This is a genomic window from Gilvimarinus sp. F26214L (assembly GCF_054401055.1).
The window spans coordinates 41,070-64,411 of the sequence record NZ_JBTIYG010000013.1; the positions used below are offsets into that span (position 1 = coordinate 41,070).

Annotated in this window: 27 protein-coding genes and 1 pseudogene; 15 read left to right on the forward strand and 13 right to left on the reverse strand. The window is 59.5% G+C overall.

Annotated elements, in window-relative coordinates:
• Positions 1-11 precede the first annotated feature (11 nt).
• From radC to ACURWW_RS13830, 5 genes are all read left to right on the forward strand, one after another.
• Positions 12-689, forward strand: coding sequence for a RadC family protein (radC, locus tag ACURWW_RS13810; RefSeq protein WP_445617589.1), 678 nt, complete (start codon positions 12-14; stop codon positions 687-689).
• 174 nt (positions 690-863) lie between these two features.
• Positions 864-1,100 carry a 50S ribosomal protein L28 gene (rpmB, locus tag ACURWW_RS13815; RefSeq protein ID WP_445617590.1) on the forward strand — a complete coding sequence of 79 codons (237 nt, stop codon included), beginning with the start codon at positions 864-866 and terminating at the stop codon, positions 1,098-1,100.
• A 75-nt stretch (positions 1,101-1,175) separates the two neighbouring features.
• A complete protein-coding gene (gene rpmG, locus ACURWW_RS13820; RefSeq protein WP_445617591.1) occupies positions 1,176-1,331 on the forward strand; it encodes a 50S ribosomal protein L33 in 156 nt (51 codons plus the stop codon).
• 110 nt (positions 1,332-1,441) lie between these two features.
• The gene (mutM, locus tag ACURWW_RS13825; protein WP_445617592.1) at positions 1,442-2,257 is read left to right on the forward strand and encodes a bifunctional DNA-formamidopyrimidine glycosylase/DNA-(apurinic or apyrimidinic site) lyase; all 816 of its coding nucleotides are present in this window, start codon (positions 1,442-1,444) and stop codon (positions 2,255-2,257) included.
• A gap of 141 nt (positions 2,258-2,398) precedes the next feature.
• Positions 2,399-2,737 (forward strand): hypothetical protein, encoded by a 339-nt coding sequence (locus tag ACURWW_RS13830; protein ID WP_445617593.1) that lies wholly within the window; start codon positions 2,399-2,401, stop codon positions 2,735-2,737.
• A gap of 232 nt (positions 2,738-2,969) precedes the next feature.
• On the opposite strand, the pseudogene ACURWW_RS13835 reads toward ACURWW_RS13830, so the two are convergent.
• The 3 genes and pseudogenes from ACURWW_RS13835 to ACURWW_RS13845 all read right to left on the reverse strand — a co-directional run bounded on the left by ACURWW_RS13835 (position 2,970) and on the right by ACURWW_RS13845 (position 5,361).
• Positions 2,970-3,927 (reverse strand): annotated as a pseudogene (locus ACURWW_RS13835) (ISL3 family transposase).
• Positions 3,928-3,948: 21 nt separating this feature from the next.
• Positions 3,949-4,461, reverse strand: a complete 513-nt coding sequence (lspA, locus tag ACURWW_RS13840; protein WP_004863699.1) for a signal peptidase II — start codon at positions 4,459-4,461, stop codon at positions 3,949-3,951.
• Positions 4,462-4,464: 3 nt separating this feature from the next.
• The gene (locus ACURWW_RS13845; protein ID WP_004574643.1) at positions 4,465-5,361 is read right to left on the reverse strand and encodes a cation transporter; all 897 of its coding nucleotides are present in this window, start codon (positions 5,359-5,361) and stop codon (positions 4,465-4,467) included.
• A 95-nt stretch (positions 5,362-5,456) separates the two neighbouring features.
• Between ACURWW_RS13845 and cadR the strand changes: the two genes are divergently transcribed.
• On the forward strand, positions 5,457-5,864 hold the full coding sequence (cadR, locus tag ACURWW_RS13850; RefSeq protein WP_004364961.1) for a Cd(II)/Pb(II)-responsive transcriptional regulator: 408 nt from the start codon (positions 5,457-5,459) through the stop codon (positions 5,862-5,864).
• Between the two features lie 98 nt (positions 5,865-5,962).
• On the opposite strand, the gene coaD is transcribed toward cadR, so the two are convergent.
• Both coaD and rsmD read right to left on the reverse strand, forming a co-directional pair.
• Positions 5,963-6,445: a pantetheine-phosphate adenylyltransferase gene (coaD, locus tag ACURWW_RS13855; protein WP_445617594.1), complete on the reverse strand. Its 483-nt coding sequence runs from the start codon at positions 6,443-6,445 to the stop codon at positions 5,963-5,965.
• Positions 6,446-6,568: 123 nt separating this feature from the next.
• Positions 6,569-7,159, reverse strand: coding sequence for a 16S rRNA (guanine(966)-N(2))-methyltransferase RsmD (gene rsmD, locus ACURWW_RS13860; RefSeq protein ID WP_445617595.1), 591 nt, complete (start codon positions 7,157-7,159; stop codon positions 6,569-6,571).
• A 112-nt stretch (positions 7,160-7,271) separates the two neighbouring features.
• On the opposite strand from rsmD, the gene ftsY reads away from it, so the two are divergent.
• The 6 genes from ftsY (at position 7,272) to trmB (ending at position 12,290) form a co-directional block, all read left to right on the forward strand.
• Positions 7,272-8,399: a signal recognition particle-docking protein FtsY gene (gene ftsY / locus ACURWW_RS13865; RefSeq protein ID WP_445617596.1), complete on the forward strand. Its 1,128-nt coding sequence runs from the start codon at positions 7,272-7,274 to the stop codon at positions 8,397-8,399.
• A complete protein-coding gene (ftsE, locus tag ACURWW_RS13870; protein ID WP_445617597.1) occupies positions 8,396-9,082 on the forward strand; it encodes a cell division ATP-binding protein FtsE in 687 nt (228 codons plus the stop codon). Before ftsY ends, ftsE begins: the two co-directional genes overlap by 4 nt.
• Positions 9,069-10,058 (forward strand): permease-like cell division protein FtsX, encoded by a 990-nt coding sequence (gene ftsX, locus ACURWW_RS13875; protein WP_445617598.1) that lies wholly within the window; start codon positions 9,069-9,071, stop codon positions 10,056-10,058. The genes ftsE and ftsX overlap by 14 nt, the downstream gene beginning before the upstream one ends.
• A 196-nt stretch (positions 10,059-10,254) precedes the next feature.
• Positions 10,255-11,109, forward strand: a complete 855-nt coding sequence (gene rpoH, locus ACURWW_RS13880; RefSeq protein ID WP_445617599.1) for an RNA polymerase sigma factor RpoH — start codon at positions 10,255-10,257, stop codon at positions 11,107-11,109.
• A 68-nt stretch (positions 11,110-11,177) separates the two neighbouring features.
• Positions 11,178-11,552: a DUF423 domain-containing protein gene (locus ACURWW_RS13885; RefSeq protein WP_445617600.1), complete on the forward strand. Its 375-nt coding sequence runs from the start codon at positions 11,178-11,180 to the stop codon at positions 11,550-11,552.
• 48 nt (positions 11,553-11,600) lie between these two features.
• The gene (trmB, locus tag ACURWW_RS13890) at positions 11,601-12,290 is read left to right on the forward strand and encodes a tRNA (guanosine(46)-N7)-methyltransferase TrmB (protein ID WP_445617644.1); all 690 of its coding nucleotides are present in this window, start codon (positions 11,601-11,603) and stop codon (positions 12,288-12,290) included.
• 102 nt (positions 12,291-12,392) lie between these two features.
• Here the strand turns inward: trmB and ACURWW_RS13895 are convergent, their stop codons facing one another.
• Positions 12,393-13,250, reverse strand: coding sequence for a universal stress protein (locus ACURWW_RS13895; protein WP_445617601.1), 858 nt, complete (start codon positions 13,248-13,250; stop codon positions 12,393-12,395).
• 33 nt (positions 13,251-13,283) lie between these two features.
• Positions 13,284-15,161, reverse strand: coding sequence for an ATP-binding cassette domain-containing protein (locus tag ACURWW_RS13900; RefSeq protein WP_445617602.1), 1,878 nt, complete (start codon positions 15,159-15,161; stop codon positions 13,284-13,286).
• A gap of 20 nt (positions 15,162-15,181) precedes the next feature.
• Between ACURWW_RS13900 and ACURWW_RS13905 the strand changes: the two genes are divergently transcribed.
• A complete protein-coding gene (locus ACURWW_RS13905; protein WP_445617603.1) occupies positions 15,182-15,667 on the forward strand; it encodes a TIGR02444 family protein in 486 nt (161 codons plus the stop codon).
• A 112-nt stretch (positions 15,668-15,779) separates the two neighbouring features.
• Here ACURWW_RS13905 and ACURWW_RS13910 read toward each other — a convergent pair whose 3' ends face one another.
• On the reverse strand, positions 15,780-17,030 hold the full coding sequence (locus ACURWW_RS13910) for a hypothetical protein (protein WP_445617604.1): 1,251 nt from the start codon (positions 17,028-17,030) through the stop codon (positions 15,780-15,782).
• Between the two features lie 681 nt (positions 17,031-17,711).
• Between ACURWW_RS13910 and ACURWW_RS13915 the strand changes: the two genes are divergently transcribed.
• Positions 17,712-18,470: an FKBP-type peptidyl-prolyl cis-trans isomerase gene (locus ACURWW_RS13915; RefSeq protein ID WP_445617605.1), complete on the forward strand. Its 759-nt coding sequence runs from the start codon at positions 17,712-17,714 to the stop codon at positions 18,468-18,470.
• A 66-nt stretch (positions 18,471-18,536) separates the two neighbouring features.
• On the opposite strand, the gene rsd is transcribed toward ACURWW_RS13915, so the two are convergent.
• The 5 genes from rsd to ACURWW_RS13940 form a co-directional block, all read right to left on the reverse strand.
• A complete protein-coding gene (gene rsd / locus ACURWW_RS13920; RefSeq protein ID WP_445617606.1) occupies positions 18,537-19,004 on the reverse strand; it encodes a sigma D regulator in 468 nt (155 codons plus the stop codon).
• Between the two features lie 169 nt (positions 19,005-19,173).
• Entirely contained in the window at positions 19,174-19,644 is a 471-nt protein-coding gene (locus ACURWW_RS13925; protein WP_445617607.1) for a disulfide bond formation protein B, read from the reverse strand.
• Between the two features lie 108 nt (positions 19,645-19,752).
• The gene (gene gshA / locus ACURWW_RS13930; protein WP_445617608.1) at positions 19,753-21,369 is read right to left on the reverse strand and encodes a glutamate--cysteine ligase; all 1,617 of its coding nucleotides are present in this window, start codon (positions 21,367-21,369) and stop codon (positions 19,753-19,755) included.
• A 73-nt stretch (positions 21,370-21,442) separates the two neighbouring features.
• Positions 21,443-21,787: a hypothetical protein gene (locus ACURWW_RS13935; RefSeq protein WP_445617609.1), complete on the reverse strand. Its 345-nt coding sequence runs from the start codon at positions 21,785-21,787 to the stop codon at positions 21,443-21,445.
• Between the two features lie 227 nt (positions 21,788-22,014).
• On the reverse strand, positions 22,015-22,344 hold the full coding sequence (locus ACURWW_RS13940) for a hypothetical protein (protein WP_445617610.1): 330 nt from the start codon (positions 22,342-22,344) through the stop codon (positions 22,015-22,017).
• A 6-nt stretch (positions 22,345-22,350) separates the two neighbouring features.
• On the opposite strand from ACURWW_RS13940, the gene gspC reads away from it, so the two are divergent.
• The gene (gene gspC / locus ACURWW_RS13945) at positions 22,351-23,265 is read left to right on the forward strand and encodes a type II secretion system protein GspC (protein ID WP_445617611.1); all 915 of its coding nucleotides are present in this window, start codon (positions 22,351-22,353) and stop codon (positions 23,263-23,265) included.
• Positions 23,266-23,342 lie beyond the last annotated feature (77 nt).

Genomic DNA, 23,342 nt, shown 5'->3' on the forward strand with positions numbered 1-23,342 from the left:
GGAGAATGTTCATGGCAATCAGCGACTGGCCCGTGGCGGAACGCCCGCGGGAAAAACTCCTCGACCGGGGCCCTCAGGCTCTCTCCGATGCAGAGCTACTCGCCATTTTCCTGCGCACCGGCTGCGCGGGCAAATCGGCTGTGGATCTCGCCCGTGATCTGATCACCCGCTTTGGCGGCCTGCGCCCCCTGCTGGAAGCCGACCGGAATGACTTCTGTCAGGCCATGGGGCTGGGGCTCGCCAAATACAGCCAGCTGCAGGCGGTGATGGAAATGGCTCGCCGGCACCTGTCAGAGGGCCTGCAACAGGGCGACCTGCTCAACTCGGCGGAGACGGCCCGCCAGTATGTCCGGGCCCAGTTGCGCCATCGGCGTCAGGAGGTGTTCGCCGTCCTCTTTCTGGACAATCAGCACCGCCTGCTCGCCTTCAAGGAGCTCTTCTACGGCACTATCGACGGTGCCAGTGTCTACCCTCGCGAGGTGGTCAAGCAAGCCCTGGCGCAGAATGCGGCGGCCGTAATCCTGGCTCACAACCACCCCTCGGGCGTGGCAGAACCCAGCCAAGCGGATATCCGCCTGACCGAACGGCTGCATTCCGCCTTGGAACTGGTGGACGTACGCCTACTGGATCATTTCGTGGTCGGGGATACGGAAGTCGTATCGTTCGCCCAATTGGGGCTCATGATCTGAGGTCCTGCCGGGGAGCTTTGCAGTTGCCATTATGGCCTTGTTTTGGTATAAAGCCCGGCTCTTTGCGGCCAGCCATAATCTCGCGACCCGACCGGCTGGCATTTCGCTCCGATTTTCCTAAACTTCGCTTGCGCAGCGGCAGCGGCGAAACTGTTCAATAGATGAGGCAGGACCATGTCCAGAGTATGTCAGGTTACTGGCAAGGCACCCATGACCGGTAACAATGTATCCCACGCAAAAAACCACACCCGCCGGCGTTTTTTGCCTAATCTGCATACCCACCGTTTCTGGGTGGAATCCGAAAAGCGCTACGTGAAGCTGCAGGTTTCCTCCAAGGGCATGCGCATCATAGACAAGCAGGGCATCGACCACGTGCTGGGCAAGCTCCGCGCGCGCGGTGAAAAGGTCTGACCCTAGCATTTCAGCAGCCCCAAACGACACTGATCTGTGGTCAATGAGCGGCAGATCGAAGCAGGAGATTAAAACATGCGTGACAAGATCCGCCTGAACTCAAGCGCCGGCACCGGCCACTTCTATACCACCACCAAGAACAAGCGCAACATGCCGGAAAAGATGGAAATCAAGAAATATGATCCGGTTGTTCGCAAGCACGTGGTCTACAAGGAAGGCAAGATCAAGTAAATTGCCCGACCTGACTCAGATCCGAAAAGCCCGGCATGCCCGGGCTTTTTTGTGGCTGGCCCGATGCGGTCAGCCCGACCAGGACCCTTTATATTGACCGGGAATCCGCCTTGCCAGAGCTGCCAGAAGTTGAAACGACCCGGCGTGGGGTTCAGCCCCATGTGGTGGGCCAGCGTATCCGTGCGGTCGTAATTCGGCAGCACAGCTTGCGCTGGCCCATTCCGGCGGACCTGCCCGCGCTGCTTGAAGGCCAGGAAGTACGGGACCTGAGCCGCCGGGCCAAGTACCTGATCTTCGGATTCCGCCACGGGTCGATGATTGTGCACCTGGGCATGTCGGGGAGCCTCAGGCTGGTCCCGGCCGATGCCCCGGTGGGTAAACACGACCACGTTGACTTCCAGCTCGAGACCGGCAAAACGCTGCGCTACATGGACCCGCGCCGCTTCGGCGCCGTCCTCTGGACCGACGAACCGCCCGAAGAGCACCCTCTCCTGCGGGACCTCGGGCCCGAGCCCTTAAGCGCGGAGTTCACCGGTGAGCTGCTCTTCCGGAAATCCCGCAAGCGGCGCATCCCGGTCAAGACCTTCATCATGGACAGCAAGGTGGTGGTGGGTGTCGGTAACATCTACGCCAACGAAGCCCTGTTTTTGGCAGGGATCAGGCCCGGTCGGGCAGCCGGACGGCTGACCCGGGCCGAATCAGCGAGATTGGCGGAACAGATCAAGATGGTTCTGACCCGGGCGATCGAGGCCGGTGGTACCACCTTGCGGGACTTCATTGGGGGCGACGGCAAACCGGGATATTTCAAACAGGAGTTGTTTGTTTATGGCCGTACGGGTGAAAATTGCCTGAACTGCCGGGCTCCCCTGAAGACCTTGCGCCTTGGTCAGCGCGCCACGGTATATTGCGCTCGATGTCAACGTTGAGCGCCTTTGGCTGCGGCGAAATACCATGCGGTCGGTGGTAAATGACCTCTGACTGTGCCATAAACAAACAGGGGGCGAACCGGCTGCGGTATCCTGGCCGTGAATGGTACCCGACATTATTGAGATGAGAGGAGTTTAGTAGTGAGCCAGAAGAATAAACTGAGTGCTAAAATTCTGGTGGTCGCCCTGTCACTGGTGCTGAGCCACTGGAGTTTTGCGGCACCTCAAAGCAACGGCGCAGTCCAGGAAGACCCGTCCGCGCTCGCCATGACCGCGGACCTGGTTCTGGTGCGTCCGGTGATGTTCACCATTACCGCCATTGGCTCCGCCGTGTGGCTGGTCGGTCTGCCCTTCTCCGCAGCCGGCGGCAATATCAAGAGCTCAGCCGAGACCCTCGTGGTCGGCCCCGCCAAGAACACCTTCGTGCGCTGCCTGGGTTGTACCAAAAGCGGGTATCAGCAGACCATTCGCGCCGACTAGCCGGCGGGTGTTGGGTTACGGCCTCCGGCCTGACCCAAGCTACGGATTGGGCGCTGCCGGGTAGGTTGGGTTAGCGAAGCGTAACCCAACAAAAGATTCGCAGAAGCAGGTGATTCTCGTCGGCGGTGTCGAATTGGGCGCTCCGGGTTAGCGAAGCGTAACCCAACATATTTCGGGTATACGGATTTAATGGTTGATGGGGCACCTTCACCCCATCAATCTGTTACCACCCTCAGATGGTTGATAGATCGACTCCGTAGTTGAGTTCCTCTGCGAAGTCCGGCAGTCCGTAACCGATGGTTTTCTTGTAGAAAGGAGAGACCTTCGCAGTCGGTGCCTTCTTCTTGTGCTTCGTGGTGTAGAGCATTCGTGCCCGCATCACCTCTGCGTTTCAGCAGGATTTTCCGGTCTCCCTTGAGAGTCCGGCTCTGGGACGGTTTCAGCTCCTTTCTGAGGCCCTTGCGCACTCTCTCTAGGGCATCGTTGGCCATGCGCACCACATGGAACTTATCGACCACGATACGGGCCTGGGGCAGCACAGCCTTGACCGCTGCCCGGTAGGGGTTCCACATGTCCATGCTGACGATCTCGAGCTTCTGCCGGTCTTTCAGCTTCATCAGGTAGTTGGTCACCACGTCCTGGCGGCGGGTGGCCAGCAGGTCGAGCAGGGTTCGCTCCTCAATGTTGGTCAGAATGCAGCGGTAGCGCTTGTTCAGGTATAGCTCGTCAATGCCCAGGATGCGGGGCGTCTCGAAGCGGTGCCAGCGCCCCAGGAACTCGGCGCGGGCGTTGAAGATGTCGCGCACCGTCTTCTCGTCCAGGCCAGTCTGTGCCGCCACAAAGGTGTAGGGGTGGTTGAAGGATTCCTTCTCCACGTACTCATGCAGCCGCAGTGTCATACGGAATCCGTCCACCATCTCCGGTAGCTGGGGCCTGAATGTTGTCTTGCAGGCCCGGCAGGTGTATCGGCGGCGGACCACCCAGAGAGTGACCCGCTTGCCGTGGATGGGCAGATCACGATAGGGAACGTCACGCTTGCCGAACCGTACGAACTCACCCTGCACGCCGCATTCCTCGCAGGCGATGGGATCGGGCACGTCCACCTGGAAGTGCATTTCGTCGTCGGTTGATTTGCAGCCCAGTACTTGGTATTGCGGCAGGTGAAGGATGTTGTCGGGAAGTTCGGTCATGGTGTTGTATAGGCGTAGGTGTCAGTCAGATCCATCCGGCTCGGCATTGGTGTTTGCTTTTTTACCCAACAAGCTGCTGGAAACGAAAAGTAAGGCACCGAGGACAATTGCAATATCAGCCAGGTTGAAGGCCGGCCAATGCCAGTCTCGCCAATAGAAATCAAAGGAATCCACAACATAGCCGCGAAAGACCCGGTCAATCAGGTTGCCCATGGCGCCACCGAGGATAAGACTGTAAGCGATGGCTTCTCCTTTATGACGATTTTCAAGGATCAGCTTGATCAGAAAAATCGAGACCACTACCGCGATTCCGATAAAAAAGTAGCGCTGCCAGCCTCCACCATTCGCAAAAAGACTGAATGCGGCACCGGTGTTCCATAGGTGCACCCAGTTAAAGAACGGGGTCACCGAAACATACTCGCCATAGGCCATTGATTGCTGCACCAGCCACTTTACAGCCTGATCAGACGCTGCCAGCAGGCCCGATATGGACAATAGGGCATACGGCGAGAGCTTTTTGCCAATAATGAGCATTATTTAACCCTTCAACGCCAAAATGCGTCTGGCACCGTTAAGTACAATGCCCCCCGCGATGGTGCCGATAATCAGATCCGGATAATTGGAACCGGTCCACGCGACCAGGGCGCCGGCGGTGATGACCCCCAGGTTGATCACCACGTCGTTGGCCGAGAATATCCAGCTTGCCTTCATGTGCGCCCCGCCTTCCCGATGTTTGGATATGAGCAGCAGACAACTGGTATTGGCAATCAATGCGACGAATGCGATAGCCATCATCACCAGCGATTCAGGCTCACTACCGAATACAAAGCGTCTCACCACCTCTACGAGCACGCCCACAGCCAAGATCAGTTGCAGTACACCAGCAAGATGCGCGGCACGTACCTGCATTTTCACGCTATGTCCAACCGCATAAAGGGCAAGCCCGTACACCGCCGCATCGGCAAAATTGTCCAGGGATTCTCCAATCAGGCCGGTGGACTGGGCGATCAGACCGGCAGTCATTTCCACCACGAACAGAAGTGCATTGATGCCGAGCAACCAGCGCAGGGTCCCGGATTCTTGCTTAGCAGAAGCCGCCGAAAACTCGGCGGCCTTGATGGTCTCCGGATTTGCAGCGACGGTTTCCTGAAGCGAGGCGCCTAGCCCCAAGGTCTTCAGTTTCGAGGTGACGGGCTCGACCTCGCCGTCATGCACGACCTTCAGCCGGCGGTTCGACAAGTCGAAGGACAGCGCCCGAATCTCCTCAAAGCCGTTCAGGGCTAGGCGAATCATTCGTTCTTCTGATGGACAGTCCATCTTCGGCACGGCATAAACACTGACCCATCTCCCTGGCGCCTCGGAGGAGGCCTGTATATCGGTATCCGCTGCGGACGTTGCATCACCGCCACAGGCGCCACCACAGGATTTGCTCATGATACGACTCCACTTGAACAATGTTGTGGTACCATTTAAAACTATAAAGCTACTATAAGGTCAATAGAGTAAAGAATCCGTTGGGGAGGAGGCTGATGCGCATTGGTCAGTTGGCGCAGTTGGTAGGGGTCGAAACACAGACGATCCGCTTCTATGAACAGCAGGGCTTGTTGCCGCCGCCTGATCGGCAGGACAACGGTTACCGTGTCTATACCGAGAAGCATGGTGAGGGGCTGGCCTTCATCCGTCGCTGCAGAATCCTGGGCCTGTCACTGGCTGAGATTCACGAACTACAGAGCTACCAGGACGACCCTCATCAGCCTTGTACCGCCGTCAACGCCTTGCTCGATGATCACATCTCTCATGTGCGGTCGCAGATAACCGCTCTGCAAGCGCTTGAGAAACAACTCGTTTCACTGAGAGCGAGTTGCAACGATGACCGGGAAGTTGAGGCGTGTGGGGTTCTTGCTGGAATTAGCGAAGGAAACATGCACCAGCAGTAGGTGAAGCATCAACCAGATAATCCGATGAGATGCCGGTCTGTCTCACTCTCATGCAAAGGTAAGATCAACCATTTAATCCGCTTACCCCATATTTCCGACTAGCTCTTGGCAAACTTGGCCCGCAGGGCTTTCTCCACCAGGGGCGGTACGAAATTGCCTACATCGCCACCGAGAGAGGCGATTTCCCTGACCAGGGACGAGGAAATGTAGGAGAGATGCTCGGAGGGGGTGAGGAAGAGACTTTCCATCTCCGGGCGCAGGGCGCGATTCATGTTGGCGAGCTGAAACTCATACTCGAAGTCCGACACCGCCCGCAGGCCCCGCAAAACCCCGTGCGCCTTCTGCTGGTCCACGAAGTCCGCCAGCAGGATGTCAAAACCACACACCTCCACGTTATCGAGATGACTCAGCACCTTGCGGGTCATGGTCACCCGTTCTTCCAGCGAGAACAACGGGTTTTTCTTCGTGCTCGCGGCGATGGCCACCACGACTTGATCAAAGAGTCGGCAGGCGCGCTCCACCAGGTCAACATGACCGTTGGTGATGGGATCAAATGTGCCGGGATATACAACTTTGCGCATAGGTGCGACCTTTTCGGCTGGTCGGGGATTGCAGAACGAGTGAGTCAATATCAAAAGGGGCGGTGATAGTAAACAATTTGACGCGCAAGTACAAAAAGGGGGCGAGCGTAATTTCCGCGCCGATCAGGCGGTCGATGGGCCGTCGTACTGGTAGAGAGCGTAGCTGACCTGCCCTGCCGCCTTGTGCTTCAGCAAGGTCCAGTTGACCGGTGCGGCGAAGCTCTGCTTTCGATCATGTTCCACGTACACCAACGCCCCCGTTCCCAGACTGCCACTGTCGTTGAGCGCCTCTGCTGCGTCCTCAAGCAGGCCGGCCTGAAACGGCGGGTCGATGAACACCACATCGAAAGGGCCCGTGCCACCTCGCCGCAGCCATTGTAGAGCATCCGCCTGCTCCACCGTGCCGTTGTTCGCTTCGAGACGTGCCATGTGGCCGCGAAGTGTGGCTACTATCCGGGGGTCGGCATCCAGCAGCACCGCCTCCTCTGCGTCCCGGGAAAGGGCTTCCAGGCCCAGGGCTCCGGAGCCGGCAAACAGATCGAGGCAACGGGCTCCGGGCAAGGTGGGCGCCAGCCAGTTGAACAATGTTTCGCGGATTCGGTCGCCCGTGGGGCGCAATCCTTCCAGCGATGGGAAATCGAGCTTTCTCCCGCGCCATTTACCGCCGATAATACGCAGCTGGTTGCGGGCCGGTCGCCGGGGGGAGCTTTTCAAGGGTTCATGCCTCAGGTCTGGATCAGGGTGCAGGAGCTGTGCGCGCCGGCAGGCGCCGCGAGCGATTGTGCCTGCCAGCCCTACGTTTTTCCACTTCACCACCAGGACGCGAATGAAGTTTTTTAGACGCAAGAAGAAAACGCCTGAACCTCAGGACGCGGAGAAGCAGCCGTCGGCCCTCGAGCCGGAAGGCGAGCAGCCACCAGTCCCGGAGCCGGAAAGCGACGCCCCTGCCGCGGAAGCAGACGAAGTTCAGCCGACCCGGGAGACAAAACCCGAGCCCGAAACCCAGGAGGGCAATCGGGGGTGGTTCGCGCGGATTCGTCAGGGCCTGTCCCGTACCGGCAGTCAGTTCGGTGAGGGCATGGGCCGCCTTCTGTTCGGCAAGAAGGAGATCGACGACGAGCTTCTGGAGGAGATCGAAACCCACCTGCTTATGGCGGACGTGGGCGTGGACACTACCGCGAAGATCGTGGATGACCTGACCCAGAAGGTAGCCCGCAAGCAGCTTGCGGACGGAGAGGCGCTTTACGCGGCCCTCCGGCAAAGCCTTGCGGACATCCTCATCAGGGTTGAGGGGCCGCTGGACACCAGCCGCAGTGAAAAGCCCTTTGTACTACTGGTGGTGGGTGTCAACGGCGTGGGCAAAACCACCACCATCGGCAAACTTGCCCGCCGCTTTCAGGACGAGGGCAAGAGCGTCATGCTCGCCGCAGGCGACACCTTCCGGGCGGCCGCCGTGGAGCAGCTCAAGGTCTGGGGTGAGCGCAACAATGTGCCGGTGGTCGCCCAGGCGACCGGCTCCGACAGCGCCTCGGTCATCTACGACGCTCTGCAATCCGCCCGCTCCCGTGGCACCGACATCCTGATCGCCGACACGGCCGGCCGGCTTCATACCAAGAGCCATTTGATGGATGAACTGGCCAAAGTGAAGCGGGTCATGGGCAAGCTGGACAGCAGCGCCCCACACGAGATACTGCTGGTATTGGACGCGGGCACGGGCCAGAATGCCCTGAATCAGGCGGAACAATTCATTGAAGCTGTGGGTGTTACCGGCATTGCCCTCACCAAACTCGATGGGACAGCCAAGGGGGGCGTCATTTTCGCGCTCAGTGATCGCTTCGGCCTGCCGATCCGCTATATCGGCGTCGGCGAAGCGGTCGAGGATCTGCAGACATTCCAGGCCGCTCCTTTTGTCGACGCGCTGTTCGCCAGTGCAGAGAAGCAAAATAACGAATGATCCGGTTCGACGAAGTCAGCAAACGTTACAGCAACGGCCATGAAGCCCTGTCCGGCCTAAGCCTGGGCATCGAGGCCGGCGAGATGGTGTTTCTCACCGGCCGGTCCGGGGCCGGAAAGAGCACCTTGCTCAAACTGATCATGCTGATGGAACGCCCCACCACCGGTCAGGTGTTCGTGGGCCGCAAGAACCTGACCCGGATCAAAGGTTCGGAAGTGGCGCTGCACCGGCGCCGGGTGGGGGTGGTCTTTCAGAACCACCAGCTCCTGTTTGATCGCACGGTTTTCGACAACGTCGCCCTTCCCTTGCAGATTGCTGGTTATGAGCCTCGTGAGTTGGCCCGGCGAGTGCGCGCGGCCCTGGACAAGGTCGCACTGCTGGACAAGGAAAAACAGAATCCCATCGTGCTCTCCGGCGGCGAACAGCAGCGCGTGGGGATTGCCCGCGCGGTGGTCAACAAACCCCCCCTTCTTTTGGCGGACGAGCCCACGGGTAACCTGGACCCGGGGCTTTCCGCGGACATCATGCGTCTGTTCAAGCAATTCAACGACGTGGGTGTAACCATCCTCATCGCCAGCCATGACATCGCGCTGATCCGGCGCATGCAACGGCGGGTGCTGACCCTGGACGAGGGTCAACTGGTCCACGACGGAGTGCTGGAACGTGAAAGTGTCATCGCCTAGACGTCGGACGGCCGAGCCGCGATCCGGGGCGAGCCACAGCAAGACCCGCATCGGCGACAAGCTACGTGCCTACTGGGCGAATCATCGCAGCGTGGCCCGGGAAAGTCTGCTGCGCCTGTTGCGAACCCCGGTCCAGAGCCTGTTGACCTGGCTGGTGGTGGCCATTGCCCTCGCTCTTCCTGCGGTACTCTATCTTGCCCTCGCTCAGTTCCAGGCGGTGGGGGAAAACTGGCAGACCCAGCCGCGGATTTCCGTTTTTCTCAAAATGGGCGCCCGCGACGAAGCGGCCGCTCAATTGCGGGAGCGCTGGTCGGCCATGTCCGCAATTGCCGCGGTTGACTACATCAGCCCCGACGAGGCCATCCGGGAGTTCCAGGAAACGTCGGGCCTCGGCCGCGTTCTGGAGACCCTGGATCAGAACCCGCTCCCGGGCGTGCTGGTGGTGCATCCCGCCCCGAACCACAGCGCCCCGGAGCAACTCGAGGCACTGCAGGCGACCCTGGCGGAGGATCTGCTGGTGGACGACGCCCGCCTGGACATGGACTGGGTTCGTCGGCTGCACCAGATGATGGCCATCGGTCAGCGCATGGTTGCCGCGCTGGGCGCTCTGCTGGCGCTCGGCGTTCTGCTGGTGATCGGCAACACCATCGGGCTTGCCATCGAAAGCCGCAGGGACGAAATCGTCATCGTCAAACTGGTGGGCGGCACCAACTCCTTCGTTCGGCGCCCGTTTCTCTACACCGGTTTCTGGTACGGCTTCGGGGGCGGGCTTTTTGCCTGGTTGCTCCTGCTGGCGGGCGTGCAGTGGCTCTCCGAGCCCATCGCCCGACTGGCCGACCTCTATCAAAGCAATGTGCGTCTGCAGGGGCTGGATGCACGGGAAAGCCTCGCCCTTCTGCTGGGCTCGGGTGTACTGGGCTTGTCGGGGGCAGCGCTTGCCGTGGGTAAGCACTTGCATACCATAGAGCCTAATTGAGGCTTGGCTGTGCTGGGGGTGGCACGGCCTGCGCCTAATCACTTGAAATTTCGTGATTAATCCCTAAATAACTGAAATGGCTGAGAAAAGACGAACTTTCGCTCGCTGGCGGCCTCTAAGGCGCCAATCTGACCGTATGTGGTCAAGCATTCAAGCGTGCTAAACTAGCACGGCTTATTTCGGAGGTTCACAAACTATGGGCAAAAACCTCTTAGCGATCGACAGCCTGGCGCCTGGGGCCAATCTCAACGCCTACATGCAGGTTGTGAGCAGCTTCCCTGTGCTGAGCGCCGAGGAAGAGAAGCGCCTGGCTGAGGATCTCTACTACAACGAAGACGTGGAAGCGGCGCGGCAACTGATTCTCGCCCACCTGCGTTTCGTGGTGCACATTGCCAAATCCTACGCGGGCTATGGCCTGTCCCAGGCGGACCTGATTCAGGAAGGCAATGTTGGTCTGATGAAGGCCGTCAAACGCTTCAATCCCGAGAAGGGTGTTCGCCTGGTGTCTTTTGCTGTGCATTGGATCAAGGCGGAGATTCACGAGTTCATCCTGCGTAACTGGCGCATCGTCAAAGTCGCCACTACCAAGGCCCAGCGCAAGCTGTTTTTTAATCTGCGCGGCGCCAAAAAGCGCCTGGCCTGGCTGACCAACGACGAAGCCAGCGCGATTGCCGACGACCTGAATGTGGATGTGAAGAATGTCCGGGAAATGGAAGGTCGGCTGTCTTCCTATGATGCGGCCTTCGATGCGGGTGCCGATGATGACGACGACACCGCCTACCAGGCGCCGGTGAATTACCTGGAAGACAAGCGCTACGACCCCGCGGTACAACTCGAAGATGCCGACTGGCATCACAGCAGCGTGAACAAGCTGGAGGTGGCCATGGGAGCGCTGGACGATCGCAGTCGCGATATTCTGCAGCGTCGGTGGTTGAACGACGACAAGGAAACCCTGCACGAGCTCGCAGCCCAGTACAAGGTCTCCGCGGAGCGCATCCGGCAGCTGGAAAAGAATGCCATGCAAAAGGTCCGCGTTCATATGGAAGCCTGATTGCGCTTCCGTTCAATTCTGCTGAACAAAGCCGCGTTACGACGCGGCTTTTTATTTGTGTTTTGCCCATGACCGCCAAACTCTTCCTTATCGTCGCCGCTCTCAACGGCTTTGTCGCTGTTGCGCTCGGGGCTTTCGGAGCCCACGGCCTCAAGGGCAAGCTGAGCACTTCCCTGCTGTCCGCCTTTGAAACGGCGGTGCAGTATCACTTCTATCACACACTGGCATTGTTGGGCCTCGGCTTGCTGATGCAGCGCTGGGGTGAGAAGGCCCTGCTGGTCGCCAGCGGGTATGCATTCGTCCTGGGGCTGCTGCTCTTCTGTGGCAGTCTTTACGTTCTGGCGCTGGGCGGACCGCGCTGGCTCGGCCCGATTACTCCCATAGGCGGCGTCGCCTTCCTCGCGGGTTGGCTGCTCTTCTTTGTTGCCGCGATCCGCGCCTGACAGAACAGTTGCTCCATGTCCCCTACTGAAGAATCTATCTCCGACCGCATCAAGCCGGAATTCAAACGCAAGGCGGTACGCAGCTACGTGATTCGCGGCGGCCGCATGACCGAATCCCAGAAGACGGCCTTTGACCGCTACTGGCCCCATTTGGGCCTGAGCCTCTTTGCTGGAGCTCTCGATCCCGTGCGGGAATTCGGACGCAGCGCGCCGCTGGTTGTGGAAGTGGGATTCGGCATGGGCGACTCACTGTTCGCCATGGCCGAAGCAGAGCCCGACAAGGATTTCATCGGCATCGAGGTGCATCCCCCGGGCGTGGGCCGGTTGATCAATATGGCCGGCAAAGCGGATCTGAAAAACCTGCGGGTCTACATGGCTGACGCGGTGGATGTGCTGGAAGACTGCATCGCCGATGAAAGCCTCGATCGCTTTCAGTTGTACTTCCCGGACCCCTGGCACAAAAAGAAACACCACAAGCGCCGGATCGTGCAGCCCGAGTTCCTCGCGTTACTGCGCCGCAAGCTGAAACCTGGTGCGTTGCTGCATTTCGCCACCGACTGGGAGAACTATGCGGAGCAAATGGCGGAAGTGCTGGAAGCCGGCGAAGGCCTGGTCAGTGAAGCCGGGACGTCGCCATTCGTTGAGCGCCCCGCCTTTCGCCCCATGACCAAGTTCGAGCAGCGTGGCGCGCGGCTGGGCCACGGAGTCTGGGACCTGCTGTATAGCAAGGTGGGTTAAGCCATTGCTGTTGGGTTACGCTGCGCTAACCCAACCTACGGGATGGTGCAGCAATTCTGGGTTAGGCGAAGCCGTAACCCAACACTCCGTAACCCAACACGGCTAGCTGACCGCCAGAATATCGAGCCCCAGGTTATCCAGCACCTTCTCCGCCGTGTTGCCCACGATCGCTCCGGATACGCCGCGACGGGCGATGGTGCCGATTATCAGCAGGTCGGCCCCGATGGCCTTCGCGGTCTCTTCGATGACCGATTTCGCCGGCCCATAGTCGATGTGAATCTTGTTCATGTCGATCCCATAGCGCTGGCTGATCATCTGCTCACCGGAAAGCTTTTCTTCGTCCTCATCCTCGGTAATCTTCAGGAGCTGGGCGATATTCGGGGCGCCCTCCAGAGCCGTAACCGCATGCAACTCGGCGCCGCTGTACCGGCAAATTCGCTGGGCCTGGGCGATAACCCGATTGTTCAGGTGTTCGTGGCGCTCGTCATTGTCTTCCAAAGCCACTGCGGCGAGCGCCCGGCGGTATGGCTGGTGGTTGACCGTCTTGCTAAGCAGAACCGGACAAGGACTATGACGAAGGATGTGGTAGTCCGAACGTTTGGAGAGGATGTGGGATCCGCGGCGATGGGAAAAGGTGCTTTTCAGCAGAAAGTCCGCCCCGGTTCGGGCACAGGCCTGCACAGCGGAGTCGGACCAGTCGTCGTTCCAGTAGATTTCAACTTTTGTGGTCGTCGTGCCCGACTGGAGAGGGGCGAGCATCCCTTCAACGCGCTCCCGGGCTTGCTCCCGCAGGGCGCGCTTACCGTCACGGCGGGAACTGAACGCCGAAAAGTCCTCCTCGTAAATGCAGCAGAAGGCGTGAATGTGGCCACCGCTCTCGCCCAGCAGTGCTGCGGCCCGGGAAAGTGCCGGTTGCTCGTCCTGAGTGGGATCGATGATCACGAACAGCGATCTGGCCATGCTCTGACTCCTTCCTGGCGGGCCTGGTGGCGGTCAGACTTGCAATTGCTCGAGGGCTTCCTGGGTCTCGAGCCACTCCTCTTCCGTCTGACTCAGGGTCTGTTTGATCCGGATTTGTTCCTGTAGGAGTTCCTGCAGGCGCGCCTTGTTGCCATCTTCGTAGAGAGTGCCGTCCAGCAGTGCTTCGCCCACGCGCCCCTCCTCCTGATGGAGTTTATCCAATTGCCGTTCCAGCTTCTTCAGGCGATCAGTGAGGGGCTTGAGTGCGGCACGGGCATCAGCCGCTCGCTGGCGCTGTTCCTTCCTGCTGCCGACCGGTGCACTCTTTGGTGCTTCTGCCGCACCTCCGCTTTGCTGGGCCAGCCAGCTTTCATACTCCTCCAGATCGCCCGAGAAGGCTTCCACCCGTTGATTGGCCACCAGAAGCAACTCATCGGCCGTGTTGCGAATCAGGTGCCTGTCGTGGGACACCAAAACGACGGCGCCCTCGTAGCCCTGCAGCGCAACGGTCAGGGCGTGGCGCATTTCCAGATCCAGGTGGTTGGTGGGTTCGTCCAGTATGAGGAGGTTGGGTCTGGTCCAGGCGATCAGAGCCAGCGTCAGGCGGGCTTTCTCGCCGCCGGAGAAGTGCCGGACCGGCTCAAACGCCCGATCTCCCTGGAAATCAAAGCCACCGAGGAAGTTGCGAACGGCCTGCTCCGATGCGGTCGGCGACAGGCGCTGCACATGCAATGCAGCGGAGGCGTCGGGATCCAGATTCTGGAGTTGGTGCTGGGCGAAGTAGCCAATCTTCAGACCGTCCCCGCAGATCCGCTCTCCGGCGAGCAGGGGAAGTTCTCCCGCGAGGCTCTTCAGCAGGGTCGACTTGCCGGCGCCGTTTGCGCCGAGCAGGCCGATGCGCGAGGAGTCGTGCAAACTGAGGTTGATGCCCTCCACCCGGTGCTCGCTGTCGTATCCCACAACTGCGTCCGTAAGCGTGACTAGATTTTGCGGAACCTTGTCCGCGCAGGGGATGCTGAAACTGAACGGTGAATCCACATGAGCCGGTGCAATGACTTCCATTCGCTGCAGTTGCTTGAGTCGACTCTGGGCCTGTCGGGCCTTGGTTGCCTTGGCTCGGAAGCGGTCCACAAAGCGGGTGATCTCCTTGATCCGCGCCTGTTGATTCAGGAAGAGCTGCTGCTGTTGGGCCAGACGTTCGGCCCTCTGCCGCTCAAAATCCGAATAGTTGCCGCTGTAGGTTTCCAGTCGGGTGTGGTCAATGTGTACCACCCGGTTGATGACATTGTCGAGGAAGTCCCGATCGTGAGACACGATGACCAGCGTCCCCGGGTAGCTCTTAAGCCACTGCTCGAGCCAGAGTGTCGCGCTCAGGTCCAGATGGTTCGTGGGCTCGTCCAGGAGCAGGAGGTCCGAGGGGGTCATCAGCGCCTGGGCGAGAGCCAGGCGCACTCGCCAGCCACCGGAAAAATCCGCCACGGGGCGCTTTTCGTCGCCGGGCGCGAAACCGAGCCCGTGCAGCAGACTGGCCGCGCGCGGCTCCGCCGTGTAGCCGTCCAGGTCTTCAAGCTTCCCATAGAGCTCCGCCAGTTTGACGTCGTCGCCGCTGTGACCGGCAAGCTCCTCCTGAACCCGACGTAACGCCTGGTCGCCATCCATTACAAAATCCAGAGCAGAGCGATCGCTGTCTTCAATCTCCTGACGCATGTGGCCGATCCGCCACTCGACCGGAATCTGCCAGTGGCCCTGGTCCACGTCCAGCCGGCCCAACAGCAGTTGGAAAAGGCTGGATTTGCCGCTGCCGTTGGAGCCCACCAGCCCTACCCGTTCACAGGCGTGAATACTGAGGTTGGCATCGGACAGAAGCTGCTTGCTGCCGCGGTGTAAACTGACGGATTGAAATTGAATCATCGGAACGGATAGGTGACCTGGTGAAAGAGCAAATAAAAGCGGCCGAATCCCTGTGGGAATTCGCGCTCGCACTCTACAGCAGTCCGGGCGTCGAGGAAACGGCGCTTAAGCTCCAGGATGAGTATGGTGCTGACGTGGTGATTCTATTGTGGGCCTGTTGGCTGGAGAGCCGCGGGCAAAAACTCGAGTCCGCCACCCTGCACAATGCCGCGCGCGCGACGGCCGACTGGACGGCCCTGGCCGTGCTTCCTCTGCGCGAGCTGCGCCGGAGCCTGAAGCCAGCTGCGGGCGGGAAAGATCTGGTCGGTGAAGTACGGGCGCGGATCAAAGAGGCCGAGCTGCTCGCCGAGCGGCACAGTCTGGCATTGCTCAGCAAGGTGGAGGGAGTCCCGGCCCATGATCTGCGGCCGACCGCGAACGCGCAGTTCTATCTGGAGAGTCTTGGGGCGGGCAAAGTGGGCGAGACGGCGCTGGAGCTGCTGCGCAGTGCGATGAGGCAGATCTGACCTTGGTGCGGCACAAAAGCCAAGAGAGCGAAGCTGCGTGCGCACCTCGCTAGCCGAACATCCCTGTTCGGCTGCCAGGCCATTTCAACAGCCTACTATTGTGATGATGGGCTTACTCGTTTTCGTCCGAGCCGGTATCTGTGGACCCGGCGTTGCCGAAGAGTGAACCGGGTGTGTAGGGGAAGCTCGAGACCGGGCGCTGTTCGGCAGGCTCGGTTGTGGTGGGCTTCTCTTCGACCTTCTCTTCGGGCTTTTCGGCTGTCCGCGTAGCGGATTCCAGAGGGCTGGTTTCGTTCGGCTCGGGTTGACGGGGCGGCGTGGTCTCCGCGGGTTTGTTCTGGTCCAGATCGCTTGCTGGCGACTGGAAGGTCTGACGATCAGTCTCGCGGCGAATGGCCGGGTCACTTACCATGGCCGGCGCTTCCTGCTGAGGCCTGGTGGTTTGCGGTTCGGGTGTTGCACTGCTGGGGGCGGCTTGCTGGCCCGCACTGGGCTGGGGTGTGGCCGGTGCCCTTTCAGGTGCGGTAGCGGGGGCGACCGTTTTCACCGGAGCCTTCTCGACGGGCGTCGGCTTCGCTGCGGCTTTGCGTGGAGCCTCCTTCTTCGGGCTGGCTTTTGCCGGTGTTTTCTTTGCGACCGCCTTCTTTGCAGCTCCACCCGTCGCTGCCTTCTTGGGGGCTGCTTTCTTGGGGGCTGCCTTCTTGGGTGCGGCCGCCTTAGGGGTGGATTGTTTAGCGGCTGCTTTCTTTTTGGTGGCGGCCTTCTTTTTCGCGGGCTTCGCGGGCGCTGCTTCTGTTTTGGGAGCAGCTTTGCGTTTGCTGGCCGTACGCTTGCGCGTTGCCTTCCTGGCTTTCTTGTTTGCAGCTCTCTCCAGTTCCTGTTCGGCTTTCTCCGCGGCTTTGGCAAGGGCTGCTGCGTTCTTCACGGCCTGCTCCGCAGCCTTCTGCGCATCTTTCGCCTCTGCGGCTGCTGCGATCGCCTGGTCCAGCACCTTTTTCTGTTTCTCTACTGCCGTTTTAGCGGTTGCGACCCGCTTTTTGGCTGCTGTTTTCTGGGTCGCGGTCTTGGCCTTCTTGCCGGCCCCTTGCGCGACCTTCTGTTTGTTGCGCAGAGTCGCTAGTTGCTTCTTCGCCTTCTGCGCAGCTTTATTCGCGGAGGTCACATTCTTTTTTGCGTCCGATAGTTGCTTGGTGCGCGCTTTATCCAACTGCTTTTGCAGGGTGACGAGCTTGCTCTCCAGGGAGGCAACGGTTTTTGCAGTTGGAGACTTGGCAGGAGATTTTCTGGCAGCCATGACATTACCCTTTGTTAGTACTCTCTTGTTACTGGAAGCCTTGGGGGAGCAATCGGCAAGTACCACCAATCACCTGACCTTAACCAAGGAATATTGAAGCCAATTATTTGTTAAGCACCGCAACTTTGCTCTTCCCGTCTGGTGGCGTCGATCGCCTGCGCGTTTGAAGCTTCACCATACGAGTGCGGCTACATTTCTTCACCCGTCCATGCTAATTGCGTGGTGCAGTGCGCAGTGTAACGCGCTCAGAAAAAACAGCCAGTTATTGCCTTCAAATTCTGCGTATACCGGCACGCAATTGTCAACTGACCGGTAGCGGTGAAGCCGCTTGCGAACCCCACCGGTTCCAGGTTACCAGGGGCAGGTGATCGGGTTGATCCCGTGGAGGAGTTCACCGGTACTGGCCAACAAACTGAGCATTGGCGATTGGCCATGGCGGAGCGCGTCGAAAGACTCAGGCATGAGGGCCGCAATGGCGGAGCGTCAATGCGTGAACTAAGGATACCGTCAGGAATCAGACATTACGCAAGGGCCCGCAATTGGGGTAACATGGCTCCTTCGTTGCCTGGTCCGGCACCTTCGAGCGTCTCTGGACGAGCAACGGCATGCGAGGGTAGACCATCGGAATACCCCGGCTATCGAGGCATCCGTCGCGATAAGAATAGCCAAGAGCACGATGCATCACAGATCCGGAAGAGCCCGCATCGGATGTATCTCATCCATTTTCAGCCAAAGCGTGGAATATTAGATATGAATCGAAAAGCATACTTCGTAGCGACCATTGCGGCCGCCATGGTGAGCCTTGGCGGATGCCAGCAGCAGAGCTCCGAGCAAGAGCGGTCCGAGCTGCAGAGCCTGGACGAAAAAGTCAGCTACGTATTCGGCTTCAACATTGGCCAGCAATTCAAGTCACAACAGATTGAACTGGACCCCCAGATAGTTGCCCAGGCCATCGAGGACGTCTACAGCGACGCCGAGCCCCAACTTTCCCAGGAAGAAATGCAGACCGCCATGCAAAGCTTCCAGCAGGAGTACGAGGAAAAGATGGCCTCCATGCAAGCCGATCAGCAGGCAGAGCGCGAAGCCGCCGCCGCTGATAACAAGCAGAAGGGCGAGGAGTTCCTGGCCGCTAACGCGGAAAAAGAAGGTGTGGTCACACTGCCGAGCGGACTGCAGTACAAGCAGATCGAAGAAGGTGAAGGCGAGAGCCCCGAAGCGGCCGATACGGTCACCGTCCATTATCGGGGTACGCTCATTGATGGCACTGAGTTTGACAGCTCCTACGAGCGCGGAGAGCCCGTTTCCTTCCCGCTGCAGAACGTGATCCCCGGCTGGACCGAGGGTCTGCAGCACATGAAAGAAGGATCGAAGTACGAGCTCTACATCCCCTCCGACCTGGCTTACGGCCCCGGTGGCAGCGGTCCGGTGATTGGTCCGAACGAGACGCTCATTTTTGAAGTTGAGCTGCTTGAGGTGGACAAGGCCGAGGGATCGGAAGAACAGAACTAAGCGGCTTGTCGCAAGCTGCCTTTCGAAGGCACAAAAAAGGGGTAAGCAGTCGCTTACCCCTTTTTTTCAGGCGACCAGCTCCTTGTGTGCCACGTGCAGAATGGAAATCATACCGTCCTCTGCTTCAAATCTGTTTTCCAGTTGTTCGCCAATGAAGGACAGGTCTTCGGGAAGGGAGCTCAAATCGTCGGTTTCCTGATACTTGTCATTGAAATCGAGGATTGAGTCAGTCGTCGCCTCCACCTGGCTATACAGCCGGTTGGCGCGATCGAGGGCGGCTTCGTCGTTGAATTCCTTGCCCTCCTTTACCAGCTGGTCGTACACCTCGAAATGTCCAGCCGAGACATAATCCATCATGATTTGGCAAAGCTGTTGGATTTTTTCGCATTGCTCGCGGTCGCTCTCGTCGAACGCGGGGATCGCTGTCAATGAACAATAGCGGACCAGCATTTCCTGCCTTTCCTGCAACCAGCGGTCGATGATGTTGCTTACCCCGCCCCATCGCTCCTTCGCGGATTTACAGTTTTCCAGCATAGCCCGACTCCTCACTGCACGTGGCTTCTGATAGCCGACAACCAAACGAGAGTCTGCCACCTTAGGCGATCTGAAAATCTTCAGCAAGGACAATCGCCCGCAGGCGGACAACCGCGGCGCGCGATTAGTCCGTTATGCCTGGCCGGGTGACGGAAGTCAGGTTTGCTCCTCAGCGGCGCCGCACAAATTGCCAGAGGTTGACCAGGAACAGGCCCGCAAACGCCGCCAGTACCCAGGCTGGCATACTCAGGCCAAGCAGTTCCCAATCTACCTCCGCGCAATTGCCGTCGCCCTGGAACAGCACAGCCAACGCTTCAAAAAACGGGAAGGTACTGAACATATACTCGAGCCCCGGGCCGCACGCCGGAACCTGATCGGGGGGGAGGTTCTGGATGTACACGTGCCGTCCCGACACCACCGCGCCGATCACGGCGGCAAGCATGCCGAGCCCCGCGTATATACGCCGGAACAGAGTGCCCGGATTGTGCAAAAGCGCGACGAGAGCGACGACGCCTACGAGAATCACGAAAATCCGCTGGGTGATGCAAAGGGGACAAGGGTGCAAACCCAGCACTTCCTGCGAATAGAGCGCGTACGCCATCAGGCCCGCACAAGCGAGGACAATCAGAAGGTTGGTCATGCGTGTATTGGGCACGGTGGGCTCCTATCCACAAGAACGGCGTACAAAACCGCCAAACCATAGGAGATATGGCGCCAGAGCACAAGGGATCGCACGGATTCGACGGGCTCAACAGCCCGCACAACAGCCGTATTGAGCGTAGAAATCCGCCAGGTAGCGGTCGAACTCCACCGCGTCCCGAGCTTCCAGCGCCTGTTGTTCCTGCAGTGAGTCGTCTGCGAGCTTCCGGTACTGCTGCAGCAGTTCCTCCGGCAGCGGCTCCTTGCGGAACTGGTTGGCATGCTGAACCGTCTGCTGGAGCCCGAACTCATAGAAGGTCTGACCGGTCTCGCGAAGGTCCGCGAGAATGCGAGCCGAGGGCGTGCTTTCCGGCTCCCGCAGCTTGGCAGCCTGCTGCTCCAGCGAGGCAGTGTGTAATTGGTGACCGTTGGCAGTGTCGAGAAGAGAAGCCACATCGCGCATCTGCGCCATCAGCTCCTCGGCCCAGGGCAGGAACCGATGGCTGCCGTTCTGATTCAGGAGCGTGAGCTGTGGATCACGACCGTGATAAACCATGCGCTGCTGGTTTTCGTGGACCCGGCGGAATTCATCCGCATCCGCTGGTGGGCTATCGGCCAGCAGGCAGAACACCAGGAAGGTGTCGAGGAAGTAGATTTGTTCTTCGCTGATGCCCAGTGGCTCGTAGGGATTCAAGTCCAGGCAGCGCACCTCCACGTACTCAACGCCCCGGTCGTGCAGGGCTCGCAGCGCGGCTTCCCCGCTACGAGTGGTGCGCTTGGGCCGAATGGAGCTGTAGAACTCGTTTTCGATTTGCAGAATGCCTGTATTCAGCTGCTTATAGTTGCCTTGCCCATCCTTGAGCCCGATCGCTTCGTAGTCGGGATGCGGCTGGGTAATGGCCCTGCAAAGGGTGCTCAGGTAATCCGGCAGATTGTTGTAATCCACATGCAGGCTCTGCTGGGCATCGCTCTGGTAGCCCAGATCCCCCATCCGCAGTGACGTGGCAAATGGGGAATGAAGTGTGGCCTGGCTCCCCAGCGGCACCAGGCTGTGCTTGCGTCCTTGTACAAAGCTGGGACAAATCGCCGGCGCCGCGCCGAACACATACAACAGCAGCCCGAAATAGCGACGGAAATTGCGGATCAGATCGAAGTAGCGTGTGGTTTTGAAAGATTGCAGATCCAGGGTGCTTTGCTCTGCGTCGTGCAGGTACTGCCAGAATTCCTCGGGCAGCGAAAAATTGTAGTGAATGCCCGCAATGGTTTGCATCAGGCGACCGTAGCGATGGCCCAGACCCAGGCGGTAGATGGTCTTCATGCGGGCCACATTGGACGTGCCGTACTCCGCCACCGGAATGTTATCGTCCCGGGACAGCACACAAGGCATGCTGTTGACCCACAGGTATTCATCCTCCAGGCAGTGGTACGCGAAGCGATGGATGTTTTCCAGCTGGCCGAGGACCTCGGCTACGTTACTGCTGGGGGCGGTAATGAACTCCAGGAGGGATTCACTGAAATCCGTAGTGATTTCCGGGTGCGTAAGCGGAGAACCGAGACTGCGGCTATGGGGCGTCAGGGCAAGAGTGCCGCGCCCTGTAACGCGCAGGCTTTCCTTTTCCAGTCCCCGCACGATTCGCTGAAGCTGGGCATAATCGCCGGCCCCGTAAATGCCGGTGAGGTGTCGCTGAAGTCGGGACAAGTTCTGATCCTCGTGGCTGCCGGCCATTGTGCCGCCTGAAGGTGGGACAGCGCGGCGCCCGGGGCGCTTCCTCGCGATGTCGCGTGTTGCGAGCGCCTTGTCAGGCCGAGCTCGCGCTGAATTCGCTCGCCTGTGCCCGCTCGGAGGATTCGCCTTCCATTCCATCGGTATCGGGCGCGGTACCGTCGCCATCCGATGCGGCAGCATCATGCAGCGGCGGGAGGTCGGCGGGGTCGATTTCGGGGAGGCCATTGCTTTTGACAGAGCAGCTCAGCACGTGGATCCGCTGGCTGTAGTCTTTTGCATTTACCTCGAACAGTTGATTGAGGGCTTCATCTTTGTGGCGGGTCCTGTAAAGAGCAGTCGGCTCGCGGCCGTCGACCCATTCATTCTGCTTGCTCAGGAACAATCGGTCCTGGTTCTGCAGTAGATAAATCTCATTCATAGGTACTTCGGGATAATCTCTGAGTTGGAACTACCCAATCCGTGCTTTGTCTGAGGCCGCGGCAGTGTACCGCTAAACCCTAACGGCCGGAAGTCTTGCCGAACCGTTGAAACCTCGCTCCCTGAGTGCTGCCCCGGCAATATTTCTGTCACACTGCCGTGCTACAAGGCCGGGCACGCGAAGCTCCAGTATAAGGACGAAGGCCGCTACCACAAAGCCTCAGGCCTTCAAAATGTGGGTTTCAGCGACACGAGCAGCGTGCGCAGCATCGCTTTGGTGGTTGCTGCTATAGCTATCCCTGTAACGAAACCATAAAATCGGTTCAGCGATGGTCTTGCCTGTAATCGCACGGGCCGCCCGGGTATGGGCGCGGCCCGCCCGCTGCGCAGCGTTCCGCGCTGCAACAGTTCATCGCAGCGATGCCGCATTGGCATCGCTGCTTCGTAGTCAGAGTTCCAGTGGAGATAAAAACGATGGCGACAGACGGGGTGGTCGCCGGTGGTATCGCTCAAAACACCCTTCAACGGCTTGAGCATATTGTTGGCAAATTCAGACAAGTTCCGGTGTCGGTCTGGCGGCGCCTGTGCATTGCCCTGCTTGTGCTCTGGCTGTGCTACAGCCTCGCCCGGCTGTTCTGGTTGCTCATGCCTGCGCCGGACATTCCCAAGCCGCCATTGACCCTTCCCAGTAATACAGCCTTTGCGGAGCAGGAAGCGGCGACCTCCGGGGGCGGTGTGGATATTGACGCCTTGAAGGATCTCTCCCTCTTCGGGGAGGCCAGTGAGGAGGCGGCGCCTGTTGTGGCCCGCCCCTCAGGCATCGAAGAGGACGCGGTTGAAACCAACCTTCGCCTGGTGCTGCACGGGGCCATCCCCAGCAGCGACCCCGAGCGGGCAACCGCAATCATCGGCGATGGCCGCAAGCAGGAGGGGTTCCACCCCGGTGAGGAGCTGAGCGTGGGTCCGCGTGGCGTGAGCATCGCCAAGATCATGGTCGACAGGGTCATCCTGGACAACAACGGCCGCTATGAAACTCTGTGGTTGTACGACAATCAAAATCGCGCAGGCGGTGGCACGCAGGCCAGCGCCGCGACGGCCGATGCCTCCACAGCGAGCCGCCCGGTCGCCAGGCGGCCCCCAAGCGGCCGGGAGCTGGTCCGGAGTATAAGGCCTGAGGAAGGGCAGCAGGCCCCGACCGAGGAACAGGTGCAGATGGTAACCGACGTGATGAACGTCAGCATGCACCGGGAAGGCGGACAGCTTATCGGCTTTCGGATCCGGCCCAAGGGCGACCGGGAGCTCTTCGACCAGTTGGGTCTTCAGCCCAACGACATCGTTACCGCTGTGAACAATATCGGCCTGGACGACACCAGCCGGGCCATGGAAGTTTACCGGTCTATGGGCCAGGAGAGCCGCGCGACCTTGGAAATACTGCGCGATGGCACTACCATCACCGTCGACGTTGCGCTGGATCAATAGAGAAGGGACTCTTGAGCCTGGGCCAAAAGCAATAAGCGTAAGCACAAAAACAAGTTATTTCTTAACTGGGCACACAT